This is a genomic window from Paraburkholderia sp. C35 (assembly GCF_003121405.1).
In the GTDB taxonomy this organism is placed as follows: Bacteria; Pseudomonadota; Gammaproteobacteria; order Burkholderiales; family Burkholderiaceae; genus Paraburkholderia.
This window is the reverse complement of the sequence record NZ_QBUY01000095.1, coordinates 1-20344: the sequence shown is the minus strand read 5'-3', so window position 1 is coordinate 20344 and position 20344 is coordinate 1. Positions and strand designations below refer to the sequence as shown.

The following is a 20344-nucleotide window of genomic DNA, read 5'->3' as shown; positions in this document are numbered from 1 at the left end:
TAAAGCTGCGTCGCGATGCCAGATTAATGCACGATTACCTCAACGCAAGTTCACTTCTTCCCGCTGCGAGATGGTTTGTCTGGTGCGGTTTCAACCTTGCCGCGTGATTCCACTTCCGAACCAGCCTTGAGAACGCGGACCATATCTGGTCGGCTCCATAGCTTTTCCGGCTCCGCATCCTGATTCCAGTTTTCCATCTGCACCTGCGCCAACGTAATGCCAAGCTCACGCAAAACCTTAAGAGCGAGGTGTGCGTTACGAAACGAACGGCGTTCATTGCGCGCGGTTACCAGGTCGACCACATCCGCCTCGCGGGTGACGAACTCGACAAACCACAACGCCTCCTCAGCCCTGATCACGGCAGTCGCAATGCCGCCGGATTGGATAGCCGTTCGAGCCTGTTTCGCGTCGTATCTTGGACGCGGCATAGCCTTTGTCATGACTGCCCCTTTCGTTTGGTAATCGGGGCGCTGCAGGTTTGGTTTGATCGCATGTCAGCTCCGGGTGGTGATAACCCGTCATTATGACTGGTGCTCCCGTCGCCTCGAGCGGCGAGATCACTTCAACGCGACGCCCGCTACTGATGGTCAACAAACATCTGGTTGACCGGTCTTTCTCAAATGCGATGGCCGCCGTGCCACTTCGCAGCAACCGCCTCGAGGTCAGGCACAACGCCGAGGTCGTCCGGATGCCCCCGATCAAGCGTGGCCAGCTCAACCACAAGTGCGATATCGCGCTGCGTAGCCGGTTCAAGCCGCTCGACCAGCAGTAGGTTGAACCCACCGAAGACGTCGGCGTGCCACCACGCGAGCAGGCAATCAGCCGCAATCAATGCGGCTGGTGTGGCCTGCGCTGCGAGCGCGACAAGCCGCCGAACAGCTGCGCGATGGGCAGGCCGATGGGGTACAGATGCTACCGGCACAAACGGTGGGTAGCAGCGGGCGATGACCCCGGATTCGGGTGACGGACGGTTCATGACTGGCTCCTCTAGATACCGAACACAACAACATTCTACACATTGAATAAACAAAGTCTAGAATAACGTCAGTTTCTTTGTTAGAGTTGGCTCATGTCTGCAGTAGCTGTGGCGATCAGCGGGCGGACTTGCATCGCGAGAATCGCGTGTTACGGTTTCCAAGACCCTGTGTACTGCGCGGCCCAGATCGAATTTATCGCCCGATTGCATCCCGAACCTTCTCACCAACGCGGAGAACATGACTGTGAATACAAGCCATCACACCCTGTTTCGACTCATCCTGATCGGCCTGCTCCTACCGAGCCTGGTCGTTGTTGCATTTACTAACCACTGCTTTGCGGCCGAGATGGGGCTACTGATCGTGAGTGTCGTGGCGATTATTGATCTGTGTGTGAGTGCAAAGCCGCACATCGAGGATCTGATCGACCGTCATCAACTGTTCTGATCAAGCGCTCCGGAGCCCGGTTATGAAAAAAAATGTATTGGCCGCGATCGTCGGCCCTGAATCGGCATGGAACTATGCCAGGGCAATCATCGGTGGTGGCTGCGGTATTGGAACGCTGCTCGAGTTGCTGGATCCCGTCGAGCAGGCGCGCACGGGTCTCGGTTTTCACGGTGTCGCGCTTGCGATGCTTTGCTTGGGGCTCGCATTCATTGTCACGGACCTGTTGCTCTGCGCAATTTGCAATCGCGCGCAATTCGGTTTCTGCGTGCGCTGCTATCTTGCGGTTGCCGCCCTTGGCGTGTGCTGTCTTGCTTCAGATAAAGCGGCAGGCATCGCATTTCCGGGACTGTTGGCGTGGATTGCACTGCTGGCCAGTTGGTTCTGGTGCGCTGATCGCGTGCGAGAGGCCGAAGTTCGCGCTGAAGCTTTAGCGCCTATCCGGGATCCGTTCTCCGAGCGTGTCTTGCCCAAGGTTGATTGATTCATTGGGCAAGACCGGCTTCTTAGGCAACGATCGAATATGACGAGGAAACACGAGTGAACTGTCTGCTACCCGTAACTAACTTGACGGCGGTTGATCGGTCGTCGTCCGAACGTCAGGTATAACGCAATGAAAAATCTTTCTATCTCCGGTAGCGCGTCGTTCCTGAAACAACATGTCTCATGGCTGCGCCGCGGGCTGAGAGAGGCGCGACGTGGTGACGAGCACGGTATCCTGACGTTCGGCGGTGTCCCCATCCCAAAGGAAGCTGAAACCATGCATTTCCTGCTTTATGGAGATGCGAAGGTGGGTAAAACGCAGGCAATTCAAGAGAATCTGCCGCGGATTCGCGCGGCCGGATTCCCGGCTGTCGTTGTGGACCCGACGGGGGATCTGATGCGTCGCCATTACGCGCCAGGCGATCACATCCTCAACCCGTTTGACCCGCGATCGAGTCGAGTCAACATATTTGACTTTCTCAAAGAGAACGCGCTAGCGCCCCGTGTTCTTTCTTCTATGTTGGTCCGAAACACCGCCTGCGCATCTACCACAGGTCCCGACAGACGATATGTCGCGCTTGCTGAAGACTTTCTCACGCCGTTGCTTGAGTCTATTCAGTCTGGAGACTCGCTGACCATCGCCGAGATACTCCAAATGCTGCGCGAGGATGATGTGGTAGCACTTCAGCAACGTGGCTATTGGGCTCCGAATGGGCGTCTCGGACGAGTCTTATTTGCACAGGACAAGGAAACATTGTTGTCCTTTGTGCGCGCGATCTTGATTTTGAGCCTTGAATCTCTGATCCCTTCCTTTCCCAAAGACTCGTCTACGCTGAACCTTGGTCGCTGGGCAGGCAAGCCAGACGGTGTCCTATGGCTGACCTTTCCGAAGCAACATAGAGATGCTTTGCGACCGCTTTATTCAGCCATTCTCTCGATTCTGTCTTATCACCTCCTCGATCTAGAGCCCAGTGATACGCGGCGATTGTTTTTCATCCTCGCCGAACTACGCGAGTTTCGTTACACCCAAGGCTTGGACGATCTGCTCTTCGAAGGACGGAGGTACGGCGCTGTGGTAATGGCTGAAATTCGGTCATTCAGCGATGCGAGGTGTTTGGCAATGTTTGATGCTTTTTCAACTCGCATCCGCTTTCGCAGCAGTGAACCATCTGTAATGGGCGACTTGCTTACGTGGACGCAGATCGATACGTTGAATCTTCCTAATCAGCACGCGTATCTCTTCCTTCCCGCTACGTCGGTACCGGAACGAATTGTTTTCTCTTCGCCAGAGCGCGACTCACGGCCAGTGTGAATTATCGTGACACCTCGATCTAAGCGAACGCATCTCTGACTTTTTCTTTAGCCACTATTGTGCCCATTCAACAGGTCAAACACCGTCAAGCTTATCGTCGCTATCACGAGGTAGGCCATACGATCACGGTTGGTCGTCTTGCTGCGGACACAAGCAGACGGATTACCGGATTGTCGCCAGTCGATCTCTTGAGCATCATCACTCGACTTCGGCATGCTGTTGTGCTCGATTCCGTCGATCAGGAAAATGGCTATCTGGCGTTTTATTCCCGGCCACGCGACGCAATCTTTGTTGCTGTAGTCACAGAATCGCCGGTTGCTTTCGAAAGCGGTGTGCCCTGCATCGCGGAAATCCTGACGACCGAGGAATTCGAGATCAAAGGCGGTGTGTTGTCTGTGGCTATCCAACGACGCGCGGCGGCGGTTGCTCTAGATCCGGTTGCTTTCCGAGCATGGCAGCGTCGGCATCTCGGCATCGACTATATGCCGCCACTCCCGCGCGTAATTACCATCTATGCGACGGAAGGCGGCAGTATTGCAAAGCGTTTCTTCAAGAATGCACCCGTGTGTCAGGCCTGGATCGAGGAGAGAGGACTCGAGAATGCCTTTGGGCATCCAGGGTTCGCCACGTGGTACGCAGCCCAGCTTGAGCGTGCTGGGATCCCGCATGACGCGCTGAAAAAGATCGTTATCACCGACATGCGCATGATGACGCTGCGGCTAAACGCACAGGATCATGACTGCCCCGGCTGTACCATCCGCTGGGTCGCGTTGGCGGAGGAGACCGATGCGGAAGAAGCGCCTCAAATCAAGTCCCGCGGCTGGTTCAGGCGGTTCATTGACTCCGTCACGACGTCTGCGTAACAACGTCGACCCGCACACTTTCCTCTAGACCGCGCCATCAGAGATGTCTATCAGTCGATTCCTCGTTGTCGTAGTGCTGGTGCTGCTCGTCATTGCAAGCAGCTGCGTGGGGCTTGTCCTGAGCTTTGCGTTGCTGCTGCGTAACGCGAACGTGCATACAGTTTGGGACAGCATCATCCCGTGGTCCGCCGATCGACTCGACATAGTCACAACCTTCGTCGTCGGAGGAACTGTGTTGGTGGGTGTTTTGATGAAGAGGAGTCTTCGTAGAGACGTGGCCCTACAGTCCGACGATGATTGACTTTTGGGGGCTCCGCGCTGTTTTTACGGGCCGGCTTAGTAGCGTCAAGTCTCTGTGGTCATAGGGGTGCGCCAGAACCCTGGCAGCATCTGCTACGTCAAGCTGGCACCGATACGCCGACCTACCTTGGTGTATCGAGCATTTGCTTTTCCGGTTAGGGGAAAAGGATCGTGGCGTAATCGCGTGCGCCGTGCAGAACGTGAATAACGTCAATGCGCTCGGCAGGCTCGCCAATGACCCGATAGAAAATTTGATAGCGACCATGTACCCGGTGCCGCACACCTTGATCTTCATAGCGCGGCACCAGCGGGAAAGCGAGCGGCATGTCTGCGAGGCTCATGCACTTGTCACGAAGATCGCGAACGAAGCTCACGGCACGACGCGGATTGTCTCGGGCAATGTAATCACCGATGGCTTCCAGCTCGGCTTTTGCGGCGGGCAAGATGCGAACAATCATGCCTTGCGGTCCGCCATAGCCTGATATTTGGCTTCAAGCTGGTCGAACACTTCCTCGGCAGGCTCACCTCGTCCTGCATCGGAATCGGCGATGCCACGCTCGATCACAGCGTCCAAGGCAACAAGCTGTGTCTCGCGATCCTGAATCAGTCGCACGCCTTCACGCAAGACTTCGCTTTTCGAACCGTAACGCCCCGTTTCCACCAGCTTCGTGACGTACCCCTCCAGTTGCTGTCCCAAATCTGCGCTAATCATGGCCGAGTCCTCCAAGGTGACAAAGCCAATACTATACAGCTTATTAACTGTTATCAAATCGAGGTGAAAAATGGCAGGGTTTGCATGACAATACTGTATGGATGTACAGTATTGTCATGCCGTCTTTTCCTGCGAATGCTGAACAGATTCACCCTGGGCTCTGGCGGGCATCACAGCTTGCCCGCGGAGTAGGGCGAACCGTTGCCACCGGATATGACGTTCTCACCGGCGAGTTGCCCGGTGGCGGATGGCCAGTCGGGACGATGATCGAACTCTTGCCGCAACACGCTGGCGTCGGGGAGCTTCGTCTTCTGGCTCCGGCGCTGGCTGGCACAGGTCAGCGGGCAATCGTGCTGATTGACCCGCCACAAATTCCAAATGCTGCCGGTCTTGCCTACGTAGGGCTGTCTGCCGAGCGTCTCGTATGGCTGCGCCCGCGCAGCAGCGCTGACGCCTTGTGGTCAGCAGAACAGGTACTGCGCGCCGGCACCTGCAGCGCCCTCATTTTCTGGCAGAACCATATCCGCCCAGAGTCGTTACGCCGGCTGCAGGTTGCGGCGAAAGCCGGGGAGACGCTGTTTTTCATGGTTCGACCGTTGACACAGGCTGTGGATCCTTCACCGGCCGAATTGCGGCTAGCGCTGCGGCCTACGGATGAAGGCCTGACCGTTGAGATCGTCAAAAGACGTGGTCCGGCAGCTGCTAGGCCGGTGTTGATATCGCTACGCCCGTCAGCGAAGCTGATAAGTTCGCACGGCCGTGTGCGGCGGAACACTCGCGAACCCGTTTACCAGCCGCTGGAAGCGGATGTTCTCGAAGGCTGATTCGTGCAACAACAAATGCTTTCGTAACTTCGTAACTTCGTAACGTCATAACTTTGTAGAGTCTAACTACACGACGACAATGTGGTCGCCGGGCGCGCGAAAAGACTACGTTTATCGGCCACCCGATAAAACGCTCGCTACGGCGGGCATTGGCGCGCACCAAAAGACTACGGATGTAGGAATATGCAGATGGCCATTGTCGTGAGGACACATAACACGACAGGATCCAGGCGAGAGGCCTGATTTTCCAAGCGCCTGGCTTGCCGTAGGAAAACGCTCGAGCTCGAATAGCAAAAGCACCCTCATCATTGCTCCCACAGAAACCCTATTAAATTCGGAGCATATGAAAACCGTCCTTCGCTACCTGCTTGCCTGGCTCGAGGCGAACACCTGTTTGGTCGAAGTCATGGAACGCAACCCATTTGGTACTCTAGGCCTCGTCGCTGCCACGGTGTGTTGGACTATCTGCACACTTGCAGTCACGGTTGCATTCATCGTCTATCTATTTATGAAGTGATGTCTCGATCTACAAGGAGTGACCCCGAGGTGTTCGAGCAGGTGATGGCGACCGATTTGAAGGTGAAGCTGCCAACGCGTCGATGTGCGTTACAAGATTGGCAGATCCGGAGACGTGCTTAAGGTCAAGCAAGCCGGTTTGCCACTCGACGGCGCCTGCTTTCAGATGCTTGTGAAGGACTAGCGTATGAGTGGTATCAAGACTGCCCGATCATCATCAAGAGCATCGAGCTGCCCACAACTGCGCAGAAACCATAAGCGTGCGGCCAGATATTGGTTTCTTTGACCTCTTTCTTCTGAATGACAGCCAGGATTGTGAGGAACAGTTCTATCACATGACTAGTACCGAGAATCCCCAAAAACACATAGGTTCCGAGCAATTCCATCAGCCAGATCTTGTCTTGCAGCGAGAGCCCGTGCAGCCCTCCTTCCTTTATCTGCTCCAGTACGCCGTGGGCTTCGGAATCGAAGACCTTATAAAAGACATACGCTAACGCGGCGCAGGCCACGAGCATGACGACACTGAAGGCAATCGCCTTGAATTTATCCTTATCCATGTTCTACGGCCCCCCCGAGAAGCATGACCATCACGGCTTCAGCAGCTAGGATAAGAGCGGTCGCATAGTATCCATAGCGGACGATTTTTCTGATTTGGCGGCTGCCGATGGCATAGAGAATACGGGTGGTCGCAACGAGGACGGTGATGCACGCCGCGATTTGGATCAATCTCCCAGTCTGCGGATAGTATCTGACCGCAAAAACCAACACCATCGCAACGATAACGGTGGCAACGACAGGATACCCTGTCTGCCAAGGTTCCTCTTGCCTTAAGGCAATCAGGTAGCTCCATCTACTGCTTTCCGCAGCCCAGACAAAGCGCATCGCGACCGTAATGATCGTGAATGCGGCGAGCAGGCAAACGAAGGCGAGCCGCAAATCAGCCACGAGCGTGGTGCCTGCAAGAAAAGCATCATGGCCAAACCAATGGACTAGAACGAGGAAAACAGCCGCGAGTATTAGCGATGGGATAAAGCGAGCTACCGAACCGAGAACCCGGAGCGCTTTTTCTTTCTGGGTTTCGCTCTTTGTCTGACTTTCTACTTTTTGCAGCACTTTCGCCTCCCGCCGTCGGTCGGTGGTGCGCTCGTTCCGCGCCTTGGGAATTGCCGTGTCTTTCACTCTAGCAGGTCTACAGACAGATCCCATTAGATTTAAGCCGCGGAATGCACTGTCTCAGAGGTCAGCAGATAAGTGCGAGTCAAGGTCCAAATTGTCTGAAGTTAGTATTTAAACGTATAACGCCGTCCTCAAGTTTCATCATTTAATTGCCGGAAAAATGTGGAGAACATGCGGGCTTACTTTGTTGAACAGCACTAACTGCAGCATCCAGTGCCGTCATGAAATTATTTTCGATAGGAATAATTTGGCCTACAGTTGCACTTGCCGCTTGCATTAAACCAAAATAATACGGCTGATTATTTCCGTAATATGGTGGGGCAGCATTAACTTGGCTAGCGGCCTGCTTTTGCAAAGCAGTCAGGCTATCATTTTGCGTACTCGCCATATTCGAAAGAATATGGTTCGTACGATCCAGAGATGACACTGCTTCATCGCAAGAATGTGGGAAAAATAGCTCACTAATAAACCCGAGGCCGACCAAAACAATTGAAAACACCATGAAATAGGATATCGCGCGAACCAGATGGGGCCTTGGGCGATCGCCGCGCTGTTCCTGTTCTTTCCGAAGCAATCGATAGGCGAGATAGGCCAACAGAAAGCCAAGGCCGATAACACCGTATTTCAATACTTCGATTGGATCGAAATGAGACATATAGCCTCCATCGTTGCCAACGATGAAGAGGCGGCACGATCAGCCGCCTCCGTTTTAGCATCACATTGCGCTTAACAGTGCGTTTTTGGCAGCCTGAGCCCCCATTATGTTGGAATCGTGATTTGGATCACCTACCTCTCCAACGTTCATGGGTGCATCCCAAGAGATTTCTGGTGGTTTGAATGGAATCTGCTTGACCGTGAAATGGATTTGCCCATAGACGTTATGGTCCTCGTGGCCGTTGGGCGGCGGAGACTGAATACACGGAGTTATCCATCCTTGTCGCGTATATTTCCCGTTATAGGTGGCGGTTATATCGGCGACGTTTCCAGACAAATTTACTTTAACGTTTGTGATTGTTACACCAGCATTGACGGTATCTCCATGACAGCCGGTTTTGGGTCCCGGCCCGAGGAAGGAGCTAGCGGCGTGCTCGTCGGTGCGGCGATCTTCCGACACCGAGCCGGTTCTGTTTATAAAGCGAGCCTGCATTTCGTCTACGGAAACTTGAGAGGACGCATATAACGGGATCAACACAATTGGCACTGCTAGAAGGATCTTCTTCATGTTGTGCTCCTAGGGTGGAAACAACGACTACGGGGGGTACGTCGATCCCGATATTTGAAGAAGTTTTAGATGAGAGTCGGTAAATAATCCAGACGGGATGCATATTTTCCCGATCGCTTGACGTTTGAGGAGTCTTTCTGCACCATTGAGTAACATAACGTCCTTTATGTTACTCAATGGCTCAACCAATAATTCCGATCGGTGCCGGTGGCACGTTCAGCCCGCCGGTGCTGTTCGCACCTGATCCGGGTGCCGCTAAACGCTTCATCGAGTTTTTCACCGCCAATATCCGCAATCCAAACACGCGGGCCGCCTATGCGCGCGCCGTGCGGGATTTTGCCGTCTGGTGGGATGACAATCGCCTGGGCGGACTGATCGACATCGAGCCGGTCCATGTTGCTGCCTATGTTGAACTCCTGCAGCAGCGCCTCGCGGCACCGTCAGTCAAGCTGCACCTGGCCGCGCTTCGGATGCTGTTCGACTGGCTGGTGGTTGGTCAGGTCATCCGGAGCAACCCGGCCGCCGCTGTCAGAGGCCCAAAACATTCGGTCAAAAAGGGTAAAACCGTCGTACTGACGGCCGAGGAGACCCGCGAGTTGTTGGATGCGATAGACGTATCGACGACAGTTGGTCTGCGGGATCGGGCGCTGATCGCGTTGATGACCTACACCTTCGCCCGCGTCGGCGCCGGCATCAGGATGAAGGTCGAGGATGTTTACATTCAGGGGCGCCGAACATGGGTCCGGTTGCATGAAAAAGGAGGGAAACTACATGAAATGCCGGCGCATCACAGCCTCGAAGAATACCTACATGCTTACATCGAAAGCGCTGGTCTATCCGGCTCTCCCAAATCGCCTCTGTTCCGCGCAGCTCCTCGCCGAAACGGGCGGCTGACTGAGACCGCGATGGCTCGCCAAGACGTCTACCGGATGATTGCCAGACGCGCGGCTATCGCCGGGATTCACAGCAAAATCGGATGCCATTCCTTCCGCGCGACAGGCATCACACAGTACCTGACCAACGGTGGCAAGCTCGAGATCGCGCAACAGATGGCCAATCATGAGAGCGCTCGAACGACGGGACTTTACGATCGGCGCAACGACCAGCTTACCCTCGATGAGGTCGAGCGGATTCGCATTTGAAACTGCAAAAACACGGACGTTCGGTCGGCAGAAGCGTACACAATCCACATCGGAAAAGCGCGGATTGTAATTCTCGATTTTTAGCCAAACTACAAAATTACTGGGTGTAACAGGCATCCCAGATGGTGGAAATGCTTCCGCCCCGGCTGGCAAGCCTTGCAGTCCTTTCCTCGTGTAAAGGATGAAGTATTGATCCCTTACAAGTGTGAATTTGCCGATTACGCATCCAGGTCGCGAAAGGTATTCAATACGCATCAATCGCTTCGTTGATGCCTTCCAACAAGCAAGCACTCCGAAACATTAATTCGAAGTCACTACCCGCAAGGCACCCTTGAAACACTTGGAGGTTGTCATGAATGCTCTGTATTGCGGTTCGCATCGTTACTTGAACAAAACCCTCGTCAAGCGTGCGCTCATCGGCGCGAGCGTAGTCGCTGGCAGTTTCGTCACGCTAAGCGCGCATGCTTGTGACACCAGCAAAGGCGGTTTCCTCGCTGACATCGTCAAGTGCGTGGATCCGGACGCGGCGCCGATCGTCGATCCGCTCGACCAGCTGAACGGCCAAACGCATTTCACCGAAGCGGCTGTGGCGGCCGGCGCGAATGCAGTGGTCCCCGGCTCGGGCCCGATCGTCGCGGGTGGCTTCGCACTCCAACAGTCGGGCGCGCTCCCTCAGCTGCCGGCGCCGCAACCGATGCGGCCGATGCAGGCTCCTGGCGCGATGCAGGTGCCTTGGCAACCGCCCCAGCCATCGATGAGCACGGGCGGCATCCCGGTGCAAATGCAGCAGCCCTTCCAGCCGCCGGTCATGCAGATGGGTAACCGATGTTTCACTCCGCCTTTGGGTGCTTCGCAGCCGGGCAACCCAGCGCCGCTCGGCTCGCCATGCACCGCCCTCACCCCGTACGGCGTGCTCGCTGGCCGGATCGTGTACTGAGTCTGACCGTGTGCATCGTGTACGCGAAGCGAGGCAGAATGCAGCCCTTCGGGGCTGCCATGCCAGACCCTCCCGCAGCATTTCGTCCAGCGTGATCAGCGGCGCTGGACATAAAATCGGCCATGACGTTAGGTGAAAAGACTACCAATGCCGTTCACCTGAGGCGATAGCCGAATGAGGTTACAACAACGGGGGATATATGGATAAGGACCGCGCGCCGGTTCTCTTTCTTGATTTTGATGGTGTGCTGCATCCTGTTGGCGAGCCAGCCGTTGATGACAATTTTCGCCTCATAGAAAACCCAGGCCTTTTTGTATGGCGCCCTCTCCTTGAGCGCATCCTCGAACCGTATCCGCAGATCAGGATCGTTGTCAGTTCAGACTGGCGTCGACTTTTTGACGACCCGACGCTGATCCAGTTGCTCGGGCCGTTGTCCGGACGGTTTGCAGGCGTAGTGGAAAGTTATCGATCAAATCGGGCCGAGGAGATTCTGGCTGAGGTGCAACGCAGGTCGGTCCGGGAATGGATTGCCATCGACGATCATGAGAGTGTCGCCGCCGCCCAGCACGCTGAACCGCGCTTCATCGCATGCGCACCCGGCACAGGTTTGAATGAGCCGGTTGTGCAAAGAAGGCTGGGTGATATGTTGGCAGCACTTTCGTGAGTTGGAGTACTTGCATCGAGGAGGCATATAGACAAGCTGCGAATGATGCCGCGACGGGCAAAGCGGATTCGCCCGATTCAAATCATTGCCTGCCGCACCAGTTTTGCTATCTGCTCCGGGCCAGTCGCCTCGAGCTCCTCTTGACTGTCGAACTCGACAGCATAGCCGCGAACCGTGCCGTCGTTATCTCGAGGGAATAGCTTGGTGAAATAATGGCCTTTCGGGCACGTACAGCCAGCCGGGTTGCAACCGCAGTGTGGCGGGCTCATCTGTGTCAGGCCGTCAACAGGTACAAATGCATGCTCGTCGAGCAGCCCGTCCTCAGGGACGTTGTCAAACTGGATAATCTCGACTCGAGCCATAGTGCGGGGATCTATATGAATGAAAACAACACATCGCTGTCCGAAGGCTAGCTACTGCTGCCAGTTGTCCCTTCGGCACCGATCGGAGTGAACGGCTTCATGATGCAGTTTCACGAGTTCTCTCTAGCTGACGACGCAGGCACGCGCGCATGTCGTAGGCAGCTTCTGCGGCTGTGGCCGCGTATCCTTCGCTGACGATAACGGTTTCCGCTTTGACTTCCAGCAATTCACCAGCTTCATCTCGCACGCGCCGGATGACAGTCGTCGATATCCGCCAGACCCATTCGTCCAGCCCCACCTTGTCTCGCGACGGGTACATAACGCCGAAATAGTCGCGATGAGTGAAGGTGAACAGATCCCCCTTTGTTGCCTCGAACAGAAGCGGTGCATCTTTATCCAATGTTTATCCTTGAGTGTATTGCGCAGACCTGCGCCCCGCTCACTTGTTACCCGAAGAGAAAAGGCCCCAGCCCTTGGTTTCCCGTAAACCGCATGAGGATGGAGGCAACCGTCCAGATCAAGATAGAAGATGCGACCGCCTATCCGACGGGGGGCTGGGACGGAGAAAGCGGGGCCTGGTAGTCCAGTCAGCATTGTTGCAATAAAAGAAACATTTTTTGTGTTTTATAGCTATTTATTCAGAATTTGTTGTTATTTTTGAATATATTAGCTTGATTGAAAGCATTATGTAAGTTTTTCGGCGCCGAAAACGCCCCTGATTTGACAGTCTGCAACGTTGCAGACTGCCCTAGGGGGCCGACTTGCGTTGGAAATATCGAATGTTATTCTGACAGGTTTGGGGTTAGTCTGACATGGATTTATGCATGTCAGAATAAGCGGCCTTGAGGATCTGGTTTGAACTTGAAGCGAAAACCGGTCACTTTGCGGCCAGCGGGCTTAACAGGCTCCCACTCAATTGCGAGGCTGTTCTTCTCCCGTAATTCTTTCACCGCGGGCTCAATAACTCGGCGTCGCAACTGGCCGGAGTCCTTCACACAGCTTTCTGGAGCACCCACAGCCGAGCAGAAGTCGTCATAGCCGATAACAACGAGCCCTGTGTCACGGAACTGCGCCATGATCTCAAGCAGCCGCCACGAATACATGGATCGCAGATCAGCTGCGTGGCGGAGCATGTATTTGGTGAACTCGCCTTCGATCCCGAGCAGATAGGGCGCAATACTCGGTGAAAATTTGATGTCGACCCAGCCGGCGGTCGTCGTATCGACCTTTTCGTAGATCCACCGCACTGTTCGACGTTTCGTGCCTTTCTTGCCCCGCTCGACAATCTCTTCGTCCCATTCGATGCGGCATTCAAAGAGGTTTTCTGCCGCTTCTTTCAGCTCGCTATAGGCGTGCTTGCCTTCAATGTGCGGATAGGCCTCCATGAATTCCTTGGCCGTCACTCGAATAGTCCAGCCTGGCGCCTCGCCGGTCGCAGGATCCAGGCGCATTGCCCTGTCTTTAAGCATCTTTGCTTTCGGATTGCACTTGGCGATCGCGAGCGCGAGCAGCCTTTTTTCAGACAGCTTCATCCGCTGAATACGACGTACCAGCTCATTTTTGATCGTTACGCTAAGTTCTCGCGTGGTGGGGTCCGCAGCCGCTACAAGGTCGCCCATTCTGACGTTTTCCGGGTTACTCTGACATTGACAATTGTATGTCAGAACGTGGGTTTACAACAAACTACCAGTGCCTAAAAAACGTGCACGTACCCGGAAAACGCCCGATAACCCCGGAATTTGTCAGATACTCCCCGGAAAACGCCCGACTACCCCGGAAAACGCCCGACTATCCCGGAAAATGTCAGATGAATCGGTCGCAAACCGTTGCTGGTATTGGTTTTGCGCGGGCCTACAAACAAGTTTACAAACAGGGTTTACAAACAAGGACAATATATATCTACAAAGGCATTAAGCCACCGCCTGTTGATAACTCTCCCCCCCTCCAATCGACTTGAACACGCACTCAAGACAAGTGCGCGCCTTCGGCGCGTGAACAACAGCTTTGACTAACAGCATATCCAGATCTACGAAGGCGCGGTTCCCGCGCCAGTGGTACACCTAGCCATTTGCAAAATCTGTGATCTGTATTGGGATCTCAACCTCAAACAACCTTTTCCATCCAATCGACTCGCTAATCGTCAGAGTCAATTCCCACGTCCAATACCTCAACCGCAAGTGGTATGGCGAGCTAAGCCGGCCTACGGCCGGCAGTTCGACGAAAAGATTTTGCGGGGTGTCCTGCGGCCACCCCGCAAAATCACGTCGAATCCCTCCCGGGCCTTCGCCTCAAACGTTACCGGTCTTCAACCGCCGTAGATGTTTTGCAGAAACAGGGGTCTAGCAACCTGAATTGGCCACACACACGCGTTTTTAGAGACACCAAGGCTGTTGTGAGATTTTTTTAGGTGAAATGGTCTGCGTAATTGATGCAGCCTGTAGAGACCTTCTGGTCGGAGAAGGGCGATACTGATCCGGCTCGTTACCAGCCCACGTCCCGGCTACTGTCAGCGAATTCCTCGGTCGCGACATCAATCACTCGCTGTGGATGTCGGGTGAACGTTTCAGCAGGAAGGTCGCCCTCGAGGAGCGCATGCGGCGAGTAAAGCCAGAACACGCGTTGCCAACCGCCCTGATCGTTCTCCGGGAGAATTTCCAGAAGCCGCGCTACTTCAGATCGGAGGTTTCCGAGGCTGTCGAACTGAAAATGCGGATACAAAAACCGCTGCCTCGGCGCTGACCAGACGCCAAGGATTTGACGCTTGAACCGTAAAATTTCAAGATTACGCGTTATGTTGTCCGACAAATTCAACATAGATGAAGCGACCTGCTGGTCATCGGGCCAGTCATGCTTTAGTAACTGATCTCGAAACTCCGTTGCGGCATCGGGCATTTCAGCCTCTTCAGGTGCGTGCGGTGAACTGCAGGGAATTGCCAGAGCCTGTCCTTGGCTCTTACGTTATGTTATTCAAAAGACTGGTCCTTTACAGGCTTGGCGCGTGCGTACACTATGTCGCCGCTGACCATTCCATGTGGGCCGCGACCATAAAGGTTAAATAATGAGCGTTATAAACCCTCCAAGTGTTCCAGAGGATTTTCCTCGTCCTGCTGTACGAGGATCTGTGTCCGGCTACCAACCCAAGGTGCTACTTCGCGAGATCGATGGGAAGTATGTCGCTGGCCTTACTGAAGAAGAGCTGTTCGCTCGGTATGATGCCTGCGAAGATCTGGCGCAACAGCTTGTGCCTTACGTCACACGGAAGCGGGCCGAAAATCCATCGTGGTCGCTCGACGAGACGCTGTCCAAAGTCGAAGCCGGCGTCGATAACAAGGTGGCGGACGGGCAATGGGACATTTCTCGGGACGAAATTGTCTGGATCATGGGGCGCGTTCGCCAAGCTTTAGCTGCAGAAGGCGGTGTCAGCTAGCTGTCGGGTCGCTGTCGTGCCCATTCTTATCGGGTTAACGCATTATTCGCTCCGTCGATCATACGGAGATCAGCGATGACCGAAGACCAAAAATCTCAACCCCGCCTGCTTACGCCCGAAGAACTTGCGGCACTCATCAAGTTGTATCGTGAGATGCGGCAGTGGTCGCAAGAGCAGCTGGCCGATATCTCTGGCCTGAATGTACGCACGATCCAGCGAGTGGAACGGGGTGACGGATCGGGTTTTGATACACGGCGCGCGCTCGCCCGGGCATTCGAATTGGAGGATATCGACGCGCTCAACAAGCCTTTTCTCATTCCGACCGTCGACGAGATGAAGGCGCAGAAAGAGAAGTTCGAACGGGAGCACGTGACGCTGAAGGCCTTGCCACTCGATACGGGCAGGCAGCTGGCTCGTCTGGCCGAGTCGCACAGCATGGACCTATGCACGCCTGGTTTCGAGATGCCGCGTGCTGCCGAGGAGGAATTTGCTGCCTTGGTGGACTACATGCGTGAGTATCGTGACTGCAACGACTTGTACTCAGAGACGCAAAAACTCGATGTGTATGACGACATGCAGCGCCACCTCGATGGATTGAAGGAGCTCGATGTGTCGCTTCGCTATGCCGAGCGGAAGGTACGACTCAGGTTCAGGTCGGACGCCGAGGCAGAGCCGTTCGATACCAGCGTGCTATACCTGGTCACCTTTCCTGTCGGAAAAGAGCCGGATGAATTCGCGACACCCCGGTCGATCGGACTTGAGCACTAACCGGATTAGCAGCGTCCCTCGATACCATTTGAGAGGCTGACGGCTGCTCCGCGCCAGGAAGGACGAAAACTCTCACGAGGAATGACCCCGGTCTTCAGCATCGAGTTCGGCGAAGAAGGTATCTGCATCCCTGAAGTTGCCTGCTTGAATGTCTTTCTGGCCCAGCGTGAGAATTTGCAGAAGCGCGAGCGTCTGCTGCTGGTCTTCGTAAGACTGCGCGTCCTGAACAACAACGCGAGCTTCCCCCAGATAGCTGATGGGCTTGATTTGGCTCGGCTTCATCGTCCTCTCTCCTGCCAGTGGTCTAAATATGATAATAAATTTAGACATCTGCCCGTCAGCGCCTTGCTTGCGAACCCTCGATTCCCCCAGCGGGTATCTCGACTCGGGGACAAGGCTTAAAAGGGTTTCCGGCAGACTTCCGCTGAGCACAAAAAATAGTGTTTTTTTGCCTTTCGATACCCTTGACAGGTAGAGCGTCAGACCGGCTTCTCGTAGAAGAGCTTCCACAGCAGATCTTCAATGCGGCGCGCGCCGAGTTCTGTCAGGGCGACATTCAATGGAATTCGCCCATCCAGCGATGGATGAGGCGTCTCCAGAAACCCCTGCACGGCCGCTTCGTCATTCCACACGTATGAAGCTGTTGCTACCACTCGGGCAACACGCTCGGTTTTTTCTGATTCGACGCGGGAAAGCGTGCCGCCTTGGTGGTTGTTGCTTATCTCTGGAATGATTTGCGCGAGCAATGCCTGACGTGCACCGGCGCTTTCGGTCGCGCGCGCTACACAGGCTCGCAATGCGGACATTGGCAGGCCTTCCCGCACCCGTGTCTCCAGTTCGTCGACCGTATGTGGTACGGGCTGCAACGACATCACCTCAGCGACTGCTTCTGGAGATATCAGTGGTGTATGCGAATGCCCCCGCGAGGGCGGCGTAAGTTCGGCAGCGAACCGCGCCAAGGTCGCGCTCAGTCGAGCGTCGCCAAGCGTGGCCGGGTCAACGGGCTTAAGCGTAAATCGGTCCCGGTTGAGCGGGCCATCAAGTTTGTTCGCCGGTCCCGAACCTGACGCGAGCTTGCGCGCATTAACATCACCCCTCTCGTTAAGTGATTCCCGATCAAATCTGAACTCGGCTGGCAGGCGATCGCGATACTTCCGCAAGCGATCAATTCTTCCATCGACAGTGGCTTCTTCGCCTGCAGAGTCATTGGACTCCGGCCAGAAGGCGCTATCGACCGCGTGATCGACTGAATACGGTGTTTCACGCGGGAAAACGGCGATCTCCACGCCTGTCGCATCACTGGCCCGTTCACGAGCTGCGTGCCAGGCTTCGGCATACGTCGTGGTCAAGCCGTTTCGGAGACTTGGGACTTCGGCGAGCAGATTCGATATCGCTTGACGTTCTTCCTGTATGGCGTTGTACCAAGCAGGCAGCCGCACAGATGACAGATATTCCCATTGCAGCAGATTTTGCAGCAGCCGCACAAGCCGCTCCCGCAGTTCACGCTGCATCGCTCGCGCAAGGGCGTCCAGTTCTTCGGCCACGTTGTTTCGGTCGACCTCGGCGAGTCGCCCGTCGCGCAGCAGTTTGGCTTGCTCAGTTAGCCACTGGATGAAATCGTCTTGTTCATATTCAGCCATGGGCCGACTGGTAACCGGCGCAAGATCAGAACCTGTTTTCTCATCGTATTGGGACAATGTCTCCGCGAGCGAACGCCATGTAGCCTTGTGCATATGGTTGATCGATACAGGTTGGGCCGGCTTGCGGACGCAGCCCTTGAGCGATTCAATAGAACGTCCCAGATGCGCAGCGTTAGCGGGAGAGGCCAGCAGGTACGCCGTCTCTACCAAGCCCTCGTAATGTTCAACGAGGATGCTCAATATCTCTAACCGGTTGCCATCCGGTGTGCCGGGTTGCGGGTCGAGGTCAACCAGCTTCGATACTTCGGCCAGTGCTGCGCGATAGTCTTCCTCAGTGTGCAATGGTCGGAGGTTCATTTTTGTCCCGAAAGCGCCCGCAATGCATTGAGTGTAGCGGGCAAGGCTGTCGACCGTACGAGAAGGAAAATTCAGGATCTGGAGGTGCGGATGTCCGAGCGCCTCGAGGCACTCGGTTGCGTCAGTGAATCGCGCACACCTTCGAATGCTGGCGCCGAATTGCTTTCATCCTCTTGAATGATGCTGACAGTTTGCATAATCTTGTTTGGTAGCTCAAATTTCCAGCCCTTATTCATTTTTGAAAAGCCTCTGTAGCCTGTCCACGGTGGCAGCATTTGCGCTGGAAATTGAACTGCCAATGATCGGGAGTAATGTCGGCCGATTTCGGTTTTCGTTTCGGCTGCCAAATGCGTATTTGGCTCCTTACTCGCTTAAAACACAAAAAGCGCAATTACTCAAAGTAACTCTTCTCGCTTCATATTCGAAGCTGGGCCTCGTTCGCTCCAAAAACGGTGGGAGCAGCTGAAGGTCCGCCCAGATTTAGATTAATGCGTAAGAAAGTCCCTCTTGGCACCCATGAGAGCATCTCGTTGGCATAAGGCGAGGCTGCTCACTTCCTTTCCGCTGCGCAACTGGAGTCAAAGATGGCTACACAGAGAAATCAGATGCAGCGTGAGGCTTCTCGTAGCCGTTCACGAGCCTCCGAAAAGCCGATCGAAGAATCCACCCTTCCGGCCGCATTCATCCAGCACATTGCCGTCACATCCACTGGGCCGATTTATCGGCGGAAGCAGGTGTTTGCGATGCTGCCGCTATCGGTCGCACTTGCGCTTGCCCAAGAGGTGGCCTGCCGGGTTCTCTATCCAAGGCGGCAAGTGGTTTCCTCGCTCGCGAACCGGGTGAGCGGCAAGTCCGCGCGCCAAGTCTGGCACAATCTCCACGCTTCTATTACGGTGGTGTTGCTGAACACGCCGCTCAGTTTCCGGGCGAAATATTTGCGCGCGATACTGACCTACGTTCGGCAGCAAGGCAATGTCAATGGAATCGAACCTGTGCTGTGCGCTGCAATTAATTCTGTTGCGCCCGCCATGAGCAACGTGGCCCTTACGCCCCTGCTCTCGTTATCTTCCAAGTATCTGAGCGCATCCGAGTTTCATGCTCACGAGCCTATGGCAGTACTGGACCCGGCGACAAGGACGACAACCGCGTTTGCACCAGGCAGCCTTGCCAAGCTCGATTTGGGCAAGTGGCTTGACTGGCGTGCCATCGGAACCGACGTCGGTTCGAGTGCGGGTGATATGGGTATGTGGACTGGTCTTGGTCCGGGGCAGAGCGGGATCGACCAAAGCGGCCTGATGGGGGCGGACGGTCAATCGCTGTTCGGAAACGCAAGCGCAGCCGACTTTGGTGATGGCGGCGCATCAGGACATTCTGGCCTAGACCTGAGCGGTCTCCGAGGCCCAGATGGAAACAGTGTCGTCGGTAATGGAAGCAGCAACGGCGGGCGCGGAGGCGACACGTCCGACGTCGGAGGCATCTTCGGTCACGGGGGCCTGGACCTGAGCGGCATTGGCGGTGCTGACGGCCAGGGAATTGGCACCTATGGGGGGATGGGCGGCCTCGGCGGGAACGGGCTCGGCCTAAGTGGGCCCGATATCCTAGGCCCAGGAGGCCTGTTGGGGTCGGGAACACCGGGTCAGGGAGGCTCGGCCGTCGATTTGAGTAATTTGGGTGGCAGTGGGGGACCCTACGGATATGGAGCAACCCTTTCTCCTGAGGGCTCCGCTGATGGATGGGACGCGTTGAAGTCTGTTGGCAACAGCGCGAAAAGTGCTGGCACCGGCTTGATTGCAGGAGGCGTCGCCTTGATGGGAACGGGCGCTGGGGTCTGGGCTTCGGGCGGTGCGATTGCGGCGGGATCCGCTGCGACAGGCAACGCAGTGGGAGTCGGCATCGGAGAAGGAGTAATGGTGGGGGGCAAAGGCATAGCGCAGAGGGGCTTCCAAACGGCGGTCGCAGGCGGGGTCCTTTACGTCGCCGGAGCGGCGATCGAGGCCGTTGGCGCATACGGCGCACCGTCTCCCGCGCCAAGCGGGGGACAGACACCCACACCTGCTCCTAGCGGGTCCAGCACTGCCCCTGCCCCGGCGCCGGGCTCGGATGAACCAGCCGTCGGCATTCCTGTTACAACGCGGCCCGCCGCACCGACCCCCCACTCACTCATATACACTTCTCCGAGCCCACGAGACGGACTCCGGGCGGAGGGCGGGGTCTCGGGCCA

Annotated in this window: 24 protein-coding genes and 2 pseudogenes; 10 read left to right on the top strand and 16 right to left on the bottom strand. The window is 55.5% G+C overall.

The genetic code is table 11. The features are described 5' to 3' along the window. Positions 1 to 50: 50 nt before the first annotated feature. Both DK391_RS34785 and DK391_RS44575 read right to left on the bottom strand, forming a co-directional pair. On the bottom strand, positions 51 to 440 hold the full coding sequence (locus DK391_RS34785) for a hypothetical protein (protein WP_109482536.1): 390 nt from the start codon (positions 438 to 440) through the stop codon (positions 51 to 53). 176 nt (positions 441 to 616) lie between these two features. Beyond that, positions 617 to 976 (bottom strand): hypothetical protein, encoded by a 360-nt coding sequence (locus DK391_RS44575; protein WP_162600988.1) that lies wholly within the window; start codon positions 974 to 976, stop codon positions 617 to 619. A 238-nt stretch (positions 977 to 1214) separates the two neighbouring features. Here DK391_RS44575 and DK391_RS34775 point away from each other — a divergent pair, with 238 nt between their 5' ends. The 4 genes from DK391_RS34775 (at position 1215) to DK391_RS34760 (ending at position 4076) form a co-directional block, all read left to right on the top strand. Further along, positions 1215 to 1421, top strand: a complete 207-nt coding sequence (locus DK391_RS34775) for a hypothetical protein (protein ID WP_109482534.1) — start codon at positions 1215 to 1217, stop codon at positions 1419 to 1421. A 22-nt stretch (positions 1422 to 1443) separates the two neighbouring features. Continuing rightward, a complete protein-coding gene (locus DK391_RS34770; protein ID WP_109482533.1) occupies positions 1444 to 1902 on the top strand; it encodes a hypothetical protein in 459 nt (152 codons plus the stop codon). A 129-nt stretch (positions 1903 to 2031) separates the two neighbouring features. Then, complete coding sequence (locus DK391_RS34765; protein WP_109482532.1) at positions 2032 to 3213, top strand: type IV secretion system DNA-binding domain-containing protein; 1182 nt, start codon at positions 2032 to 2034, stop codon at positions 3211 to 3213. 188 nt (positions 3214 to 3401) lie between these two features. Continuing rightward, positions 3402 to 4076 carry a hypothetical protein gene (locus DK391_RS34760; RefSeq protein WP_162600987.1) on the top strand — a complete coding sequence of 225 codons (675 nt, stop codon included), beginning with the start codon at positions 3402 to 3404 and terminating at the stop codon, positions 4074 to 4076. Positions 4077 to 4531: 455 nt separating this feature from the next. Here DK391_RS34760 and DK391_RS34750 read toward each other — a convergent pair whose 3' ends face one another. Beyond that, positions 4532 to 4834 (bottom strand): type II toxin-antitoxin system RelE/ParE family toxin, encoded by a 303-nt coding sequence (locus DK391_RS34750; protein WP_109482529.1) that lies wholly within the window; start codon positions 4832 to 4834, stop codon positions 4532 to 4534. Further along, on the bottom strand, positions 4831 to 5088 hold the full coding sequence (locus DK391_RS34745; RefSeq protein WP_109482528.1) for a type II toxin-antitoxin system ParD family antitoxin: 258 nt from the start codon (positions 5086 to 5088) through the stop codon (positions 4831 to 4833). The genes DK391_RS34750 and DK391_RS34745 overlap by 4 nt, the downstream gene beginning before the upstream one ends. A gap of 101 nt (positions 5089 to 5189) precedes the next feature. On the opposite strand from DK391_RS34745, the gene imuA reads away from it, so the two are divergent. Continuing rightward, entirely contained in the window at positions 5190 to 5912 is a 723-nt protein-coding gene (imuA, locus tag DK391_RS34740; RefSeq protein ID WP_343225464.1) for a translesion DNA synthesis-associated protein ImuA, read from the top strand. Positions 5913 to 6625: 713 nt separating this feature from the next. On the opposite strand, the gene DK391_RS34735 is transcribed toward imuA, so the two are convergent. The 4 genes from DK391_RS34735 to DK391_RS44565 form a co-directional block, all read right to left on the bottom strand. Next, positions 6626 to 6985, bottom strand: a complete 360-nt coding sequence (locus tag DK391_RS34735; protein WP_109482527.1) for a hypothetical protein — start codon at positions 6983 to 6985, stop codon at positions 6626 to 6628. Next, complete coding sequence (locus DK391_RS34730; RefSeq protein WP_162600986.1) at positions 6978 to 7607, bottom strand: hypothetical protein; 630 nt, start codon at positions 7605 to 7607, stop codon at positions 6978 to 6980. The genes DK391_RS34735 and DK391_RS34730 overlap by 8 nt, the downstream gene beginning before the upstream one ends. Before the next feature lie 142 nt (positions 7608 to 7749). Then, entirely contained in the window at positions 7750 to 8259 is a 510-nt protein-coding gene (locus tag DK391_RS44570) for a hypothetical protein (protein ID WP_162600985.1), read from the bottom strand. Between the two features lie 60 nt (positions 8260 to 8319). Beyond that, positions 8320 to 8826 carry a hypothetical protein gene (locus tag DK391_RS44565; RefSeq protein WP_162600984.1) on the bottom strand — a complete coding sequence of 169 codons (507 nt, stop codon included), beginning with the start codon at positions 8824 to 8826 and terminating at the stop codon, positions 8320 to 8322. A gap of 176 nt (positions 8827 to 9002) precedes the next feature. On the opposite strand from DK391_RS44565, the gene DK391_RS34720 reads away from it, so the two are divergent. The 3 genes from DK391_RS34720 (at position 9003) to DK391_RS34710 (ending at position 11569) form a co-directional block, all read left to right on the top strand. Continuing rightward, the gene (locus tag DK391_RS34720) at positions 9003 to 9968 is read left to right on the top strand and encodes a tyrosine-type recombinase/integrase (RefSeq protein ID WP_109482524.1); all 966 of its coding nucleotides are present in this window, start codon (positions 9003 to 9005) and stop codon (positions 9966 to 9968) included. A 352-nt stretch (positions 9969 to 10320) separates the two neighbouring features. Beyond that, the gene (locus tag DK391_RS34715) at positions 10321 to 10905 is read left to right on the top strand and encodes a hypothetical protein (RefSeq protein ID WP_109482523.1); all 585 of its coding nucleotides are present in this window, start codon (positions 10321 to 10323) and stop codon (positions 10903 to 10905) included. 199 nt (positions 10906 to 11104) lie between these two features. Continuing rightward, positions 11105 to 11569 carry an HAD domain-containing protein gene (locus DK391_RS34710; protein WP_162600983.1) on the top strand — a complete coding sequence of 155 codons (465 nt, stop codon included), beginning with the start codon at positions 11105 to 11107 and terminating at the stop codon, positions 11567 to 11569. Between the two features lie 77 nt (positions 11570 to 11646). Here the strand turns inward: DK391_RS34710 and DK391_RS34705 are convergent, their stop codons facing one another. The 4 genes from DK391_RS34705 to DK391_RS34685 form a co-directional block, all read right to left on the bottom strand. Further along, the gene (locus tag DK391_RS34705; RefSeq protein WP_109482522.1) at positions 11647 to 11931 is read right to left on the bottom strand and encodes a hypothetical protein; all 285 of its coding nucleotides are present in this window, start codon (positions 11929 to 11931) and stop codon (positions 11647 to 11649) included. Between the two features lie 97 nt (positions 11932 to 12028). Beyond that, positions 12029 to 12331 (bottom strand): hypothetical protein, encoded by a 303-nt coding sequence (locus tag DK391_RS34700; RefSeq protein WP_109482521.1) that lies wholly within the window; start codon positions 12329 to 12331, stop codon positions 12029 to 12031. A 427-nt stretch (positions 12332 to 12758) separates the two neighbouring features. Beyond that, positions 12759 to 13550 carry a replication initiation protein gene (locus DK391_RS34690; protein ID WP_109482519.1) on the bottom strand — a complete coding sequence of 264 codons (792 nt, stop codon included), beginning with the start codon at positions 13548 to 13550 and terminating at the stop codon, positions 12759 to 12761. A gap of 862 nt (positions 13551 to 14412) precedes the next feature. After that, a complete protein-coding gene (locus tag DK391_RS34685; protein WP_109482518.1) occupies positions 14413 to 14823 on the bottom strand; it encodes a hypothetical protein in 411 nt (136 codons plus the stop codon). A gap of 229 nt (positions 14824 to 15052) precedes the next feature. Between DK391_RS34685 and DK391_RS34680 the strand changes: the two genes are divergently transcribed. Both DK391_RS34680 and DK391_RS34675 read left to right on the top strand, forming a co-directional pair. Continuing rightward, entirely contained in the window at positions 15053 to 15358 is a 306-nt protein-coding gene (locus DK391_RS34680) for a hypothetical protein (RefSeq protein WP_239483039.1), read from the top strand. Between the two features lie 75 nt (positions 15359 to 15433). After that, a complete protein-coding gene (locus DK391_RS34675) occupies positions 15434 to 16126 on the top strand; it encodes a helix-turn-helix domain-containing protein (protein WP_109482516.1) in 693 nt (230 codons plus the stop codon). Between the two features lie 72 nt (positions 16127 to 16198). Here DK391_RS34675 and DK391_RS34670 read toward each other — a convergent pair whose 3' ends face one another. From DK391_RS34670 to DK391_RS45730, 4 genes and pseudogenes are all read right to left on the bottom strand, one after another. Next, positions 16199 to 16408 carry a prevent-host-death protein gene (locus tag DK391_RS34670; protein ID WP_109482515.1) on the bottom strand — a complete coding sequence of 70 codons (210 nt, stop codon included), beginning with the start codon at positions 16406 to 16408 and terminating at the stop codon, positions 16199 to 16201. Positions 16409 to 16605: 197 nt separating this feature from the next. Continuing rightward, on the bottom strand, positions 16606 to 16998 hold the full coding sequence (locus tag DK391_RS45065) for an antitoxin Xre/MbcA/ParS toxin-binding domain-containing protein (protein WP_204117494.1): 393 nt from the start codon (positions 16996 to 16998) through the stop codon (positions 16606 to 16608). Between the two features lie 357 nt (positions 16999 to 17355). Further along, positions 17356 to 17766 (bottom strand): annotated as a pseudogene (locus tag DK391_RS45060) (DUF29 domain-containing protein); the annotation flags it as partial. 213 nt (positions 17767 to 17979) lie between these two features. Beyond that, positions 17980 to 18123, bottom strand: a pseudogene (locus DK391_RS45730) (transcriptional regulator); the annotation flags it as partial. Positions 18124 to 20344 lie beyond the last annotated feature (2221 nt).

What these genes read in the sequence shown, in the direction of transcription:
- DK391_RS34690 (WP_109482519.1), bottom strand. Translation starts at nt 13,550, where the DNA reads ATGGGCGACCTTGTAGCGGCTGCGGACCCCACCACGCGAGAACTTAGC.
- DK391_RS45065 (WP_204117494.1), bottom strand. Translation starts at nt 16,998, where the DNA reads ATGTCGTTGCAGCCCGTACCACATACGGTCGACGAACTGGAGACACGG.
- DK391_RS34735 (WP_109482527.1), bottom strand. Translation starts at nt 6,985, where the DNA reads ATGGATAAGGATAAATTCAAGGCGATTGCCTTCAGTGTCGTCATGCTC.
- DK391_RS34785 (WP_109482536.1), bottom strand. Translation starts at nt 440, where the DNA reads ATGACAAAGGCTATGCCGCGTCCAAGATACGACGCGAAACAGGCTCGA.
- DK391_RS44570 (WP_162600985.1), bottom strand. Translation starts at nt 8,259, where the DNA reads ATGTCTCATTTCGATCCAATCGAAGTATTGAAATACGGTGTTATCGGC.
- DK391_RS34715 (WP_109482523.1), top strand. Translation starts at nt 10,321, where the DNA reads ATGAATGCTCTGTATTGCGGTTCGCATCGTTACTTGAACAAAACCCTC.
- DK391_RS34770 (WP_109482533.1), top strand. Translation starts at nt 1,444, where the DNA reads ATGAAAAAAAATGTATTGGCCGCGATCGTCGGCCCTGAATCGGCATGG.
- DK391_RS34750 (WP_109482529.1), bottom strand. Translation starts at nt 4,834, where the DNA reads ATGATTGTTCGCATCTTGCCCGCCGCAAAAGCCGAGCTGGAAGCCATC.
- imuA (WP_343225464.1), top strand. Translation starts at nt 5,190, where the DNA reads ATGTACAGTATTGTCATGCCGTCTTTTCCTGCGAATGCTGAACAGATT.
- DK391_RS44575 (WP_162600988.1), bottom strand. Translation starts at nt 976, where the DNA reads ATGAACCGTCCGTCACCCGAATCCGGGGTCATCGCCCGCTGCTACCCA.
- DK391_RS34710 (WP_162600983.1), top strand. Translation starts at nt 11,105, where the DNA reads ATGGATAAGGACCGCGCGCCGGTTCTCTTTCTTGATTTTGATGGTGTG.
- DK391_RS34775 (WP_109482534.1), top strand. Translation starts at nt 1,215, where the DNA reads ATGACTGTGAATACAAGCCATCACACCCTGTTTCGACTCATCCTGATC.
- DK391_RS34745 (WP_109482528.1), bottom strand. Translation starts at nt 5,088, where the DNA reads ATGATTAGCGCAGATTTGGGACAGCAACTGGAGGGGTACGTCACGAAG.
- DK391_RS34720 (WP_109482524.1), top strand. Translation starts at nt 9,003, where the DNA reads ATGGCTCAACCAATAATTCCGATCGGTGCCGGTGGCACGTTCAGCCCG.
- DK391_RS34765 (WP_109482532.1), top strand. Translation starts at nt 2,032, where the DNA reads ATGAAAAATCTTTCTATCTCCGGTAGCGCGTCGTTCCTGAAACAACAT.
- DK391_RS34685 (WP_109482518.1), bottom strand. Translation starts at nt 14,823, where the DNA reads ATGCCCGATGCCGCAACGGAGTTTCGAGATCAGTTACTAAAGCATGAC.
- DK391_RS34675 (WP_109482516.1), top strand. Translation starts at nt 15,434, where the DNA reads ATGACCGAAGACCAAAAATCTCAACCCCGCCTGCTTACGCCCGAAGAA.
- DK391_RS34705 (WP_109482522.1), bottom strand. Translation starts at nt 11,931, where the DNA reads ATGGCTCGAGTCGAGATTATCCAGTTTGACAACGTCCCTGAGGACGGG.
- DK391_RS34670 (WP_109482515.1), bottom strand. Translation starts at nt 16,408, where the DNA reads ATGAAGCCGAGCCAAATCAAGCCCATCAGCTATCTGGGGGAAGCTCGC.
- DK391_RS44565 (WP_162600984.1), bottom strand. Translation starts at nt 8,826, where the DNA reads ATGAAGAAGATCCTTCTAGCAGTGCCAATTGTGTTGATCCCGTTATAT.